Origin of the sequence: Pseudomonas sp. NPDC096917 (assembly GCF_044762555.1) — a bacterium.
GTDB lineage: Bacteria > Pseudomonadota > Gammaproteobacteria > Pseudomonadales > Pseudomonadaceae > Aquipseudomonas.
This window is the reverse complement of the sequence record NZ_JBIWEO010000021.1, coordinates 32,256-44,506: the sequence shown is the minus strand read 5'-3', so window position 1 is coordinate 44,506 and position 12,251 is coordinate 32,256. Positions and strand designations below refer to the sequence as shown.

Below are 12,251 nucleotides of genomic sequence, written 5' to 3'. Positions count from 1 at the left end.
CACACCCCTCCGTAGTCGCTGCAGAGGGCGTCAGCCGTGAAAGTGCTGATAACCGCGAATGGCCGGGGTGATGTCTTGGCCGTGCTCGTCGATCAGGCTAACGCCCTGCCCTTCAGTCACGCGGCCTATCACGTGGATCGGCCAGCCATCGGCTAGCAAGGTTGGCAACTCAACGGCTGGCAAGGTGAAGGCCAGCACGTAATCGTCGCCGCCACTCAACGCCGCTTGTTGCGCACCCGCGTCGCCCAAGAACTCTTGCAGGGCCAACGAGGTGGGTACGCGATCGTGTTCGATCTGCAAGCCCACCTGTGAGGCCAGTGCAATATGCCCACAGTCCGCCAGCAGGCCATCCGAGATGTCCAGTGCCGAGGTGGCTCTGCTGCGCAAGGCCTGGCCCAGCGCAAATTGCGGTTGTGGCGACCAGTAATGCGCCAGCAATGGCTCGGCGATGGCCGGCGTGGCGCTGCGCTGACCCAAGACCAGCGGCAATGCGCCGGCGCCATTGCCCAGCTCCCCGCCAACACACAGCAAGTCGCCGGGGCGCGCACCGCTGCGGCTCAAGGCCAGGCCTTTGGGCACCCGCCCAAAAACCGTCAAGGTGATGCACAACGGCCCGCGCGTGGTGTCGCCACCGATCAGGCGCAGGTTGCACGCCTGAGCCATGAGGTTCAAGCCGCGCACAAACGCATCCAGCCAGGCGGCTTCAACCGTCGGCAACGTGAGGGCAAGGGTAAACGCGAGGGGGGTTGCGCCCATGGCCGCCAAATCGCTGGCCGCCACTGCCAGCGAACGCTGACCAAGCAAGAAAGGGTCGCAAGGATCTGCGAAGTGCACCCCGGCTACCAGGGTGTCGGTGGAGATCGCCAGCTGTTCCCCGTAGGGAACATCCAGCAGGGCGCAGTCATCGCCGATGCCCAGGGCAACGCCCTCGCCGCCTTGCGCGCAAGGCGCGGCAGCGAAGAAGTTGCGGATCAGCTCAAACTCGCCCATGGCCAACAGCGCGGGTTAGCGCTTGAAAGCCTTGACTTCAGCTTCACGCAGGCGTGGCGCCAGTTTGTCCAGAACACCGTTGACGAACTTGTGGCCGTCAGTGGAGCCATAAACTTTTGCCAGCTCGATGCCTTCGTTGATCACAACGCGGTAAGGCACGTCGACACGCTTGATCAGCTCCCAGGTGGACAGGCGCAGAACCGCCAGTTCAACCGGGTCCAGTTCTTCGATGGTGATGTCCAGGCACGGGGCCAGGGCCGCGTCGATTTCGCCACGGTGTGCAGGTACGCCGTGCAGGATTTCACGGAAGTAAGCTGCATCAACGTCAGTGAAGTCGTTATCCACGCGAAACTGAGCTTCGATCTCGTTCAGCGAGTGCTTGGCCATGTGCCACTGATACAGCGCTTGAGTCGCGAGTTGACGCGCTTCGCGACGTTTGGCGCTCTTGGAGGGCTTGCCCGCATCCGCAGGTTTAGGATCGCGCGGGTTGAAACGATCGCTTTCGTCGGAAATCACTTGGCCTCCAACTGTGCCAACAGGCTGACCATTTCCAGGGCAGACAGGGCAGCTTCAGCGCCTTTGTTGCCAGCTTTGGTGCCGGAACGCTCGATGGCTTGTTCGATCGAGTCAACGGTCAGAACACCGAATGCAACCGGCACGCCGAACTGCATGGACACCTGGGCCAAACCTTTGGTGCACTCGCCAGCGACGTATTCGAAGTGCGGAGTACCGCCACGAATCACAGCGCCCAGGGCGATGATGGCGGCGAATTCGTTGCGCTGAGCAACTTTTTGCGCAACCAGCGGAATTTCGAACGCACCCGGCGCACGGATGATGGTGATGTCGCTTTCGCTCACACCGTGGCGAACCAGGGCATCAACAGCACCACTCACCAGGCTTTCGACGACGAAGCTGTTGAAACGGCCAACGACGAGTGCGTAGCGACCTTTGGGGGCGATGAAGGTACCTTCGATGGTCTTCAGGGTCATTCGGTATGTCTCGTATTAAAGAGCCAGAACGCACTCACGTGCGTTCTTTAAGGGTATTGGGCCACGAATTAGGGACTGGAAATGTCCGGTCATTATTCGGAGGGCACGTATTCTACAACTTCCAGATCGAAACCGGATATGGCATTGAACTTCATTGGTGAACTCATGAGGCGCATTTTGCGCACACCGAGGTCACGCAAGATCTGCGAGCCGGCACCGACGATGCTGTAAGTGGTCTGTTTTTTGACCGGCGTGGCATCGGCAGTTTCGCGAATCTGCGCCAGTAATACATCACCGTCCAGCGGGTGCCCCAACAACAACACTACGCCACTGCCCGCCTCTGCCACGGCGCTCATGGCAGCGCGCAAGCTCCAGCGGCCGGGCTGTCTGACCATCAGCAGGTCGCGCAGCGGGTCCATGTTGTGCACACGGACCAGTGTCGGTTCATCGGCGCAGACTTTGCCCAGGGTCAGTGCCATGTGCACGTCGCCTTCGACTGAGTCACGATAGGTCACCAAGTTGAATTGGCCCAGTTCGCTGTCCAGTGGCTGCTCGGCAATCCGCTGAACGGTACGTTCGTGGATCATCCGATAGTGAATCAGGTCAGCGATGGTGCCGATTTTGATGCCGTGTTCGGCCGCAAAGGTTTCCAGCTCAGGACGACGTGCCATGGTGCCGTCATCGTTCATCACTTCGCAGATCACGCCGCTTGGCTCGAAACCGGCCATGCGCGCCAGGTCGCACGCCGCTTCGGTATGGCCTGCACGGGCCAGGGTGCCACCGGCTTGTGCCATCAGCGGGAAGATGTGGCCGGGGCTGACGATGTCTTCAGCCTTGGCGTCTTTTGCAGCAGCGGCTTGCACCGTGCGGGCACGATCAGCCGCCGATATGCCGGTGGTCACACCGGTGGCGGCCTCAATCGAGACCGTGAATTTGGTGCCAAAACCCGAACCATTGCGCGGCGCCATCAACGGCAGCTTGAGCAATTCGCAGCGCTCACGGCTCATCGGCATGCAGATCAAGCCACGGGCAAAGCGCGCCATGAAGTTGATGTGCTCGGCCTTGCAGCACTCGGCGGCCATGATCAGGTCGCCTTCGTTTTCGCGGTCCTCGTCATCCATGAGGATGACCATCTTGCCTTGGCGGATGTCTTCAACCAGTTCTTCGATGCTGTTGAGCGCCACGCGGCACCCCCTTAATTCAGGATTTTAGGTAGCCGTTGGCGGCCAGAAAACTTTCGCTGATGCCACCCGAGGTCGGCTCGGCGGCCTTGTCGCCCAGCAGCAGGCGTTCGAGGTAGCGCGCCAGCAAGTCAACTTCAAGGTTTACCCGGCGGCCCGGACGGTAGTCGTCCATGATGGTTTCGCTCAGGGTGTGCGGAATGATGGTCAACGAGAACTCGGCGCCATTGACCGAGTTGACCGTCAGGCTGGTGCCGTCGACGGTGATCGAGCCTTTATGGGCAATGTACTTGGCCAGCTCTTTGGGGGCACGGATACGGAATTCGATGGCGCGGGCGTTTTCCTCGCGGGAAATCACTTCGCCCACACCGTCAACGTGACCGCTGACCAGGTGACCGCCCAGACGTGTGGTCGGGGTCAGGGCCTTCTCCAGGTTGACCCGGCTGCCGCTTTTCAAGTCGTTGAACGCGGTGCAATCGAGGGTCTCGCGGCTGACGTCAGCCATAAAACCATTACCAGGCAGTTCGACCGCGGTCAGGCACACGCCATTGATCGCGATGCTGTCGCCGAGTTTGACATCGCTCAGGTCGAGCTTGCCGGTGTCTACGTAAACCCGCACATCGCCACCCTTGGGGGTCAGTGCACGGATACTGCCGATGGATTCGATAATGCCGGTAAACATGGACGTTCCCCTTGAAAACAAAATCTGCGTAAAACGAAGGCTGAGAATTATACGCTCGCGCAAGGCACAGGTATGGCAGTGACTCGCCAGTCATCCCCCACGGCGCGCATGTCAGTAATTTTGAGCAATGGCGCTTCGCTCATATGGGTCAGCGGCAGTTCAAGCAATGGCCGAGCAGTCGAGCCCAAGAACTTGGCAGCGATAAAAATCTGGTATTCATCGACCAGCCCTTGTTCGGCAAAGGCCCCGGCCAGACGCGGCCCAGCTTCAACCAGTACCTCGTTGACGCCCCGGGCGGCCAGCGCCACCAACAGCTTGCGAATATCGACCTGGCCATTGGCGCCGTGAATCACCAGGCATTCCGGGCCTGTACGGTATTGCTCGGCCGGCGGCACGCAGGTCGCAACCAGCGCTGGGCCAGCCTTGAAAAACGGCGCATCCAACGGCACACGCAAACGCCCATCGATCAGCACTCGCAACGGCGGGCGGCTGAGCGCCAGCGCCGTCATGTCAGGACTCAAGCCCAGCTCAGGCCCACGCACGGTGAGCCGGGCGCCATCGGCCAGCACGGTGTCAGCGCCGGTCAGCACTACGCTGGCCTCGGCGCGCAAGCGCTGAACCGCAGAGCGCGCGGCAGGGCCGGTGATCCACTGGCTTTCGCCGTTGGCCATCGCGGTGCGGCCATCCAGGCTCATCGCCAGTTTGACCCGCACAAACGGCAGGCCGTGTTCCATGCGTTTGAGAAAACCGGGGTTCAGCGCGCGAGCTTCTTGCTCGAGTACGCCGCTGCGAACGTCGACACCGGCATCAGCAAGGCGCTTGAGACCGCGCCCCGCGACTTCCGGGTTAGGGTCTTGCATGGCCGCCACCACGCGAGCGATGCCTGCATGGAGCAAGCCATCGGCACACGGCGGTGTGTGGCCGTGGTGGCTGCAGGGCTCTAGCGTGACGTAGGCAGTCGCACCACGCGCTAATTCGCCTGCTGCGCGCAAGGCATGCACCTCTGCGTGGGGTTCGCCTGTTCGCACGTGCCAGCCTTCACCGACAATCTGCCCGTCGCGCACGATGACGCAGCCAACACGCGGGTTGGGGTGAGTGGTGTACAGCCCATTGCGCGCCAGTTCAATGGCGCGCGCCATGTAATGGGCATCTAGGATGAGTTGTTCAGTGGACACAGTCATTCTTTGGAGGGCTCACGGGCGAGTCGGTCGATCTCTTCACGGAACTCGTTGAGGTCCTGGAAGCGCCGATAGACAGAGGCAAAACGGATATAGGCCACTTCGTCGAGCTTTTGCAGCTCGCCCATGACCAGTTCACCCACGACCAGCGATTTGACTTCGCGTTCGCCGGTGGCGCGCAGCTTGCTTTTGATATGGGCCAGCGCCGCTTCGAGACGCTCGACACTCACCGGACGTTTTTCCAGCGCACGTTGCATGCCGGCACGCAGCTTTTCTTCATCGAAAGGCTGACGACTGCCGTCTTGCTTGATAAGGCGCGGTAACACCAACTCAGCCGTTTCAAAGGTGGTGAAACGCTCACCACAGGCCAGGCATTCACGCCGGCGGCGCACCTGATCGCCCTCGGCAACCAGTCGCGAGTCGATGACTTTAGTGTCGTTGGCACCGCAGAAGGGACAGTGCATGGTGGCAGCCAACAAAAATGGGGAGCGCCATGGTAGCGCATCCCACTGGCAAGACAAGCCATAGGCTTTACGGTATACAGTCCGCCTACTACCTTTTTATACAATTTGATACGTCGACTGACCTGCCGCTGGAGCTTTCCATGTCACTACGAACGTTTGTTTTGCTGTGTTTTGCCAGCGTGCTGGTCGCCTGCAGCAGTGGGCCGCCTAAAACGCCACAACCCCAAGTCCTGACCCAGCCAGAAACAGACGCCCCGGTCGACCAGGGGCCGCTACCGGCCTATCAGCGCGAGCTGAGCGGTGTTTTGACTGGCGCTCCAGCGGGGGCTGAGGTTGAGTTGGCAATGCTGATCGTCGATGAACGTGGGCGTCCGCAAGGGCTGATGGCCAGCAGCAAGATCATTGGCAATAACCAGCCCTTGCCCTTTAAGTTGCGCTTTAACCCTGAGGCCTTCCCGGCTGGGGCGCGGGTTGAATTACGCGGTCGTGCCAGCCAGTCCGGACAATTGATTCTGCACCTGCCCTCGCGAATCATCGGCCAGCCGACCACGCAGACTCTGGGCACCCTGGCCTTTGTCAGCGCACCATGAACACACCGCTCGACCTGCAACAGTCTTTGGCGGCGTTACTCGGTGATGCGCGGCTGGTGATCACGAACTTGCCTGAGACCTCACTCAAGCTGTGGCTGATTGATGCGCACAACATGGACCGGGCGTTCACCCCGGACGAAACCCGGCGCATTCTTTATGAGCCACCGTACTGGGCATTTTGTTGGGCCAGCGGGTTGGCACTCGCGCGTTATCTGGCTGAGCAGCCGGGCTGGGTACAAGGCAAACGGGTGCTGGACTTTGGCGCAGGCTCGGGCATCGCCGCCATTGCTGCGGCCAAAGCCGGCGCGCTGGAGGTGGTGGCCTGCGACCTTGATCCCTTGGCCCTGGCTGCCTGCCGAGCCAATGCCGAACTCAATGATGTGCAACTCAGTTACTCCAGCGATTTCTTTGCCCAAGCCGACCGCTTCGACTTGATCCTGGTGGCAGACGTGCTGTACGACCGTGAAAACTTGCCGCTGTTGGATCAGTTTTTAACCCGTGGCCAGCAGACTCTGGTAGCTGATTCTCGGGTGCGGGACTTCAAACATCCCCTGTACCGGCAGTTGGATAGCCTCAAGGCGCTGACCTTGCCGGACCTGGCCGAGCCCCACGAATTTCGCAACGTGAGCCTGTATCACGCGCAACGTACTCACGCAGCTTTCAGCCGGCCTGCACAGCCTTTATAGTTGCCCTCATTTACCTGTTTCGAGACGCACGATGACTCAAACTACGCCTTCTTATAGCTTCGACGTGACTTCCGCTGACTTCGACAGGCTGGTCGTTGAGGCCTCTTTCGAGCAACCGGTGCTGGTGGACTTTTGGGCCGACTGGTGTGCGCCGTGCAAGGTGATGCTGCCCATTCTGGAACAGATTGCCGCGGACTATCAGGGCGAGCTGCTGCTGGCCAAGGTCAACTGTGACGTCGAACAAGATGTGGTTGGCCGTATTGGCATTCGCACGTTGCCGACCGTGGTGTTGTTCAAAGACGGCAAAGTGGTCGATGGTTTTCAGGAAGCACAGCCTGAATCAGCGATTCGCGCCATGCTTGAACCGCACGTTGAAATGCCAGCGCCAGCAGTGGCAGATCCATTGGTACACGCTCAGGCGTTGTTTGCCGAAAGCCGTTTTGCCGATGCCGAAGCGCTGCTCAAAAGCATCCTGACTGAAGACAATACCAACGCCAAGGCGCTGATTCTGTATGGCCGCTGCCTGGCCGAGCGTAACGAACTGGACGAAGCCCAAGCGGTATTGGACGCCGTTAAAAGCGACGAGCACAAAGCCGAACTGGCGGGTGCCAAGGCGCAATTGACCTTCCTGCGCCAGGCGGCGGATTTGCCGGATGTGGCCGACTTGAAAACCCGCGTGGCGCAAAACCCGCAGGATGATGAAGCGGCGTATCAATTGGCAATTCAACAATTGGCACGCCAGCAGTACGAAGGCGCCCTGGATGGGCTGCTCAAGCTGTTTATGCGCAACCGCAGCTACAACGAAGGCATTCCCCACAAGACGTTGCTGCAAGTATTCGACCTGCTGGGCAATGACCACCCGCTGGTGACGACTTACCGTCGCAAGTTGTTTGCGGCGCTGTATTAAGGGTTTATGCCAGCGCTTGCCTCGCGATTTTTAGACGTTCAAAAGATCGCGAGCAAGCTCGCTTCTACCAAGGGGTGGCGGTATTACTCGATCCAGCTGTAGAGCGGTGAGTCCGCGCCGCTCTGCACCTTGACCTGGCTGCAATGACGCAAGCGCACCAGCAGACGTTTGCCCGCGCCAGTGCTGCCGGTCAATGCTTCTAACTGTGCCAACAGTTCAGGCCCGCTAATCTGCCCGGCTTTGCGCAGCAAGTCTTGGGTCGTTTGCCAGACGGCATCGTCTGGATTCTCAGGCTTGATCGGCGCAGGGCTGTTCGGCGCGTCACTGAGGGGTAATTGCGCACCCAGTTTCGCCCAGTCACTTTCATCCAGCTCTACGGTCAAATCCACCGGCCAATCGCCAATCGTTCCGCGAATACGCACCATCGCCCTGCTCCTTAAGTTTCATGAACGCATGCTCCCATGCAGCTTGCGGAACGCCAAGCACACGGGCAAACTCTAGCGACCCTTGTTATAAGATTACATAACAAGTCTTTATCTCTTTTGCTGGAGTCGTGCTATGCGTCGTTTGCTTCTTGCTTTGCCGTTTGCTCTGTTGCCGCTGGCCATGGCTCACGCCGCCGACGAGCACGACCATGAACACGCCAGCCTTGGCGCCCATGAGCATGGTGCAGGGACGCTGAATGTGGCGCTCGATGGCCCGACTCTTGAGTTGGACCTCGACGGCCCCTCGATCAACCTGGTGGGTTTTGAACATATCGCAACCACCGATGCTGACAAGGCCAAAGTCGCATCTGCCCGCGCGCAACTGGAAAACCCGCTGGAGCTGTTCAACTTGCCCAAGGCAGCCGAGTGCGTCGTGGAAGCACAAGACCTGGAAAGTCCATTGTTCGATGCTGCCCCTGAAGAAGCAGCCGGGGCAAATGCAGAACACCATCACAGCGATATTGAAGCCCACTACGCGTTCACCTGCGCCAAGCCCGAAGCCTTGAAAACCCTGGATCTGGCGCAGTTCTTCAAGACCTTCCCAGGCACCCGGAAAATCAAGGTACAACTGATCGGCTCCAGCGGCCAACAAGGCTTGGAATTGACGCCAAAAGCATCGAGCCTGAAGTTCTGAGCTTCCCCACTTTTTCAACGCAGGCGATAGCTCTTCTCCATGACTCAAGCACTCATCGAACTCAGCGACCTGAGTTTCAGTTGGCCCGGCCAGCCGGTACTGCTGGATATTCCTGCATTTCGCCTTGAACCCGGCGAAACCCTGTTTCTGAAAGGCCCCAGCGGCAGCGGCAAAACCACGTTGCTGGGTTTGCTGGGCGGTGTGCAAAAAGCCAACAAAGGAACCATTCGTTTGTTGGACCAGGAATTGAGTGAACTGGGCTCAGGGGCGCGTGACCGTTTTCGGGTCGACCATACAGGCTATATTTTCCAACAGTTCAATTTGCTGCCGTTTTTATCCGTGCGCGAGAACGTTGAGCTGCCTTGTCACTTTTCCAAACTGCGCGCCAGCCGCGCAGCACAGCGCCACGGCAGTGTCGATAAAGCCGCGCAAACCCTGCTCGCGCATTTGGGCCTTAAAGACCGTGCGCTGCTGGAGCGACGAGCCGACTCCCTGTCGATCGGCCAGCAGCAACGGGTCGCCGCCGCACGCGCACTGATCGGTCAACCCGAGTTGGTGATCGCCGACGAGCCGACCTCTGCCCTCGACGCCGATGCACGCGAAGCCTTTATTCAGTTGCTGTTTGCCGAGTGTCGCGAGGCCGGCGCCAGCTTGCTGTTTGTGAGTCACGACCAAAGCCTGGCCCCGCTCTTCGACCGCAATCTGTCGTTGTCTGAACTTAATCGCGCCGCCACCCCGGCAGAGGTCTGAGATGTATTTGTTTCGTCTAGCGCTGGCCAGTCTGGCCAACCGGCGCTTCACCGCGATACTCACCGCGTTCGCCATCGCCCTGTCGGTGTGCCTGCTGCTGGCGGTCGAACGGGTGCGCACTGAAGCCCGCGCCAGCTTTGCCAGCACCATCAGCGGCACCGACCTGATCGTCGGCGCACGCTCGGGCTCAGTCAATTTGCTGCTGTATTCGGTGTTTCGCATCGGCAATGCCACGAACAATATTCGTTGGGACAGCTTTGAGCATTTCGCCAACAACCCGAAAGTGAAATGGGCAATCCCGATGTCACTGGGGGACTCACACCGCGGCTACCGGGTGATGGGCACCAGCGAGGCGTACTTCGAACACTATCAATATGGTCATCGGCAAAATCTTGAATTGGCCACCGGCCGCGCGTTCCAGACTGACCCTTTCGAGGTGGTGCTCGGCGCCGAAGTGGCGCAAGCACTGCATTACAAACTGGGCGACAAGTTGGTGCTGGCCCATGGCGTAGCGGCGATCAGTCTGGTGAAACATGACGACAAGCCCTTCACCGTGGTCGGCATCCTCAAGCGCACCGGTACGCCGGTCGATCGCACGCTGCATATCAGCCTCGGCGGCATGGAAGCGATTCACGTCGACTGGCACAACGGTGTGCCCGCCCAGGGCGCGGCACGCATCAGCGCCAATCAGGCCCGCAACATGGACCTCACACCGCAGGCGATCACCGCCTTTATGCTGGGCCTGAACAGCAAAATCTCAACCTTTGCCCTACAACGCGAGATTAATGAGTTCCGTGGCGAACCGATGATGGCGATTTTGCCCGGCGTTGCCCTGCAAGAACTCTGGAGTTTGATGAGCACTGCCGAAAAAGCGCTGTTTGTGGTGTCGCTGTTTGTGGTGCTGACCGGCCTGATCGGCATGCTGACGGCTATTTTGACCAGTCTCAATGAGCGGCGCCGCGAGATGGCGATTCTGCGTTCGGTCGGGGCACGGCCTTGGCATATTGCGACCTTGCTGGTGTTTGAGGCCTTGGCGTTAGCCTTGGCCGGCGTGGTGGCAGGCGTCGGGTTGCTGTACATGTGCATCGCGCTGGCTCAAGGCTATGTGCAATCGAACTACGGGATCTATTTGCCGCTGGCCTGGCCAAGTGAATATGAATGGACGCTGCTTGGCGGTATTCTGGCGGCCGCCCTGCTGATGGGCTGCGTGCCGGCATGGCGTGCCTACCGACAATCGCTGGCCGATGGTCTGTCCATTCGTGTATGAGCTTAGGTTGATGAAAGGAGCTGCGATGTCCCGCGTGCTGTTGGCGCTGTTACTGCTGGTGAGCACGCCGCTGTGGGCGGCCGAGCCGAAAGAGTTGACGTGGTCGCAGATGATTCCGGCTGGCGCACCGCCTGAAGTCCCGGACATGGTGCCGCTGCATGACTTGTCACAAATGGGCGATATGGAAACCGCTCCGGCGGTCAAACAGGATTTGCCCAATGCGCCTGTCGTCCCGCAGCTAAACGGCCAACTGATTCGTTTGCCGGGGTACATCGTGCCGCTGGAAGTCAGTGAAGATGGGCGTACCACGGATTTTCTGCTGGTACCGTACTTTGGCGCGTGCATCCATGTGCCGCCTCCACCGTCGAATCAGATCGTGCACGTCACCAGTAAAGTCGGGGTACAACTCGACGAGTTGTACCAGCCGTACTGGATCGTCGGCGAATTGCAGGTCAAGCCCAGCACGACTGAGATGGCAGACGCGGGCTATCAGATGGATGCGCAAAAGATCGTGATGTACGAATTGCCGGATTGACCCTTCGACGTGCCATACGATTAGTTCACGAATTTTTCACAATTTTACCGAACTTCACATTTTCATTGAGCTGGGTCAACTGAGTGGGTCCGGCTGCTCATTACCATTGGTTATATAAATTTCAAATATCCCAATGGAGCTCCCATGCACAAGTCTCTGCTCAGCGCTGCCGCCCTTGCGCTCGCCGTTGTAGCCCCGCTCGCCCAAGCACACACCGAGGGTGACATCATCCTCCGTGCCGGCGCCATTACAGTGAACCCGAAAGCCGACAGCTCCAGCGTCAAGGTGGATCGCGGGTCGTTGTCGGGCACTGATCTGGGTGGCAAGGCGACCATGAGCAGCGACACGCAACTGGGTCTCAACTTTGCCTACATGATCACCGATCACGTGGGTATCGAACTGTTGGCCGCTACGCCGTTTGAGCATGACGTGAAACTCAAAAACACCGGTCTGCCTCAAGCCAACGGCAAACTGGGTACCCTCAAGCACTTGCCGCCAACCCTGAGCGTTGTTTACTACCCGCTGGACCCCAAGTCGGTGTTCCAGCCTTACGTCGGTGCCGGTATTAACTACACCTGGATCTACGACGAACACGTTGGCAGCCGTGCAACTGCGCAAGGCTTTGATAACTTTCGGGCTTCCAACTCGTGGGGCATGGCCTGGCAGATCGGCGCGGACTACATGCTGACTGACAACATCATGATCAACGCCCAAGCGCGTTATATCGACATTGATACCCATGCCTACGTGAACAACTCCGCCGTGGGTGATGGCACCCGCGCCAAAGTCAACGTTGACGTGGATCCGTTCGTTTACATGGTCGGCCTGGGTTATAAGTTTTAAGCACTGCGCGCTTAGCTGCCAGTTGTAAGCTTCAAGCTGCAAGAAACAAAAAAGGCGCCTTTTGAGGCGC

General features: G+C 59.3%; 16 protein-coding genes. 8 read left to right on the top strand and 8 right to left on the bottom strand.

Annotated features, from left to right (window positions below; all coding sequences use genetic code 11):
• Positions 1–30: 30 nt before the first annotated feature.
• The 7 genes from thiL to nrdR form a co-directional block, all read right to left on the bottom strand.
• Positions 31–990, bottom strand: coding sequence for a thiamine-phosphate kinase (gene thiL, locus ACIQYF_RS20585; protein WP_402865491.1), 960 nt, complete (start codon positions 988–990; stop codon positions 31–33).
• Between the two features lie 15 nt (positions 991–1,005).
• Entirely contained in the window at positions 1,006–1,506 is a 501-nt protein-coding gene (nusB, locus tag ACIQYF_RS20580) for a transcription antitermination factor NusB (protein WP_402865489.1), read from the bottom strand.
• The gene (gene ribE / locus ACIQYF_RS20575) at positions 1,503–1,979 is read right to left on the bottom strand and encodes a 6,7-dimethyl-8-ribityllumazine synthase (RefSeq protein ID WP_402865487.1); all 477 of its coding nucleotides are present in this window, start codon (positions 1,977–1,979) and stop codon (positions 1,503–1,505) included. The genes nusB and ribE overlap by 4 nt, the downstream gene beginning before the upstream one ends.
• A 92-nt stretch (positions 1,980–2,071) precedes the next feature.
• Positions 2,072–3,163: a bifunctional 3,4-dihydroxy-2-butanone-4-phosphate synthase/GTP cyclohydrolase II gene (gene ribBA / locus ACIQYF_RS20570; RefSeq protein ID WP_402865485.1), complete on the bottom strand. Its 1,092-nt coding sequence runs from the start codon at positions 3,161–3,163 to the stop codon at positions 2,072–2,074.
• Between the two features lie 16 nt (positions 3,164–3,179).
• Positions 3,180–3,842, bottom strand: a complete 663-nt coding sequence (locus ACIQYF_RS20565) for a riboflavin synthase (RefSeq protein WP_019409432.1) — start codon at positions 3,840–3,842, stop codon at positions 3,180–3,182.
• Positions 3,843–3,889: 47 nt separating this feature from the next.
• Positions 3,890–5,023 (bottom strand): bifunctional diaminohydroxyphosphoribosylaminopyrimidine deaminase/5-amino-6-(5-phosphoribosylamino)uracil reductase RibD, encoded by a 1,134-nt coding sequence (gene ribD, locus ACIQYF_RS20560; RefSeq protein ID WP_402865483.1) that lies wholly within the window; start codon positions 5,021–5,023, stop codon positions 3,890–3,892.
• A complete protein-coding gene (gene nrdR, locus ACIQYF_RS20555) occupies positions 5,020–5,484 on the bottom strand; it encodes a transcriptional regulator NrdR (RefSeq protein WP_003444283.1) in 465 nt (154 codons plus the stop codon). The genes ribD and nrdR overlap by 4 nt, the downstream gene beginning before the upstream one ends.
• A 140-nt stretch (positions 5,485–5,624) precedes the next feature.
• Here nrdR and ACIQYF_RS20550 point away from each other — a divergent pair, with 140 nt between their 5' ends.
• From ACIQYF_RS20550 to ACIQYF_RS20540, 3 genes are read left to right on the top strand one after another with little or no spacing between them, the layout of a single operon-like run.
• Positions 5,625–6,074 carry a YbaY family lipoprotein gene (locus ACIQYF_RS20550; RefSeq protein ID WP_402865480.1) on the top strand — a complete coding sequence of 150 codons (450 nt, stop codon included), beginning with the start codon at positions 5,625–5,627 and terminating at the stop codon, positions 6,072–6,074.
• Positions 6,071–6,760, top strand: coding sequence for a class I SAM-dependent methyltransferase (locus ACIQYF_RS20545; RefSeq protein WP_402865478.1), 690 nt, complete (start codon positions 6,071–6,073; stop codon positions 6,758–6,760). The genes ACIQYF_RS20550 and ACIQYF_RS20545 overlap by 4 nt, the downstream gene beginning before the upstream one ends.
• 31 nt (positions 6,761–6,791) lie before the next feature.
• Complete coding sequence (locus tag ACIQYF_RS20540) at positions 6,792–7,667, top strand: tetratricopeptide repeat protein (RefSeq protein WP_402865476.1); 876 nt, start codon at positions 6,792–6,794, stop codon at positions 7,665–7,667.
• Positions 7,668–7,750: 83 nt separating this feature from the next.
• Here ACIQYF_RS20540 and ACIQYF_RS20535 read toward each other — a convergent pair whose 3' ends face one another.
• Positions 7,751–8,092 (bottom strand): hypothetical protein, encoded by a 342-nt coding sequence (locus tag ACIQYF_RS20535; RefSeq protein ID WP_402865474.1) that lies wholly within the window; start codon positions 8,090–8,092, stop codon positions 7,751–7,753.
• A gap of 133 nt (positions 8,093–8,225) precedes the next feature.
• Between ACIQYF_RS20535 and ACIQYF_RS20530 the strand changes: the two genes are divergently transcribed.
• From ACIQYF_RS20530 to ACIQYF_RS20510, 5 genes are all read left to right on the top strand, one after another.
• A complete protein-coding gene (locus ACIQYF_RS20530; RefSeq protein ID WP_402865472.1) occupies positions 8,226–8,786 on the top strand; it encodes a DUF2796 domain-containing protein in 561 nt (186 codons plus the stop codon).
• Positions 8,787–8,825: 39 nt separating this feature from the next.
• Complete coding sequence (locus ACIQYF_RS20525; RefSeq protein WP_402865470.1) at positions 8,826–9,536, top strand: ABC transporter ATP-binding protein; 711 nt, start codon at positions 8,826–8,828, stop codon at positions 9,534–9,536.
• A 1-nt stretch (position 9,537) separates the two neighbouring features.
• Positions 9,538–10,803, top strand: a complete 1,266-nt coding sequence (locus ACIQYF_RS20520; RefSeq protein WP_402865468.1) for an ABC transporter permease — start codon at positions 9,538–9,540, stop codon at positions 10,801–10,803.
• Between the two features lie 25 nt (positions 10,804–10,828).
• Entirely contained in the window at positions 10,829–11,338 is a 510-nt protein-coding gene (locus tag ACIQYF_RS20515; protein WP_402865466.1) for a DUF3299 domain-containing protein, read from the top strand.
• A 144-nt stretch (positions 11,339–11,482) separates the two neighbouring features.
• Positions 11,483–12,181, top strand: coding sequence for an OmpW family protein (locus ACIQYF_RS20510; RefSeq protein WP_402865464.1), 699 nt, complete (start codon positions 11,483–11,485; stop codon positions 12,179–12,181).
• Positions 12,182–12,251: the final 70 nt, after the last annotated feature.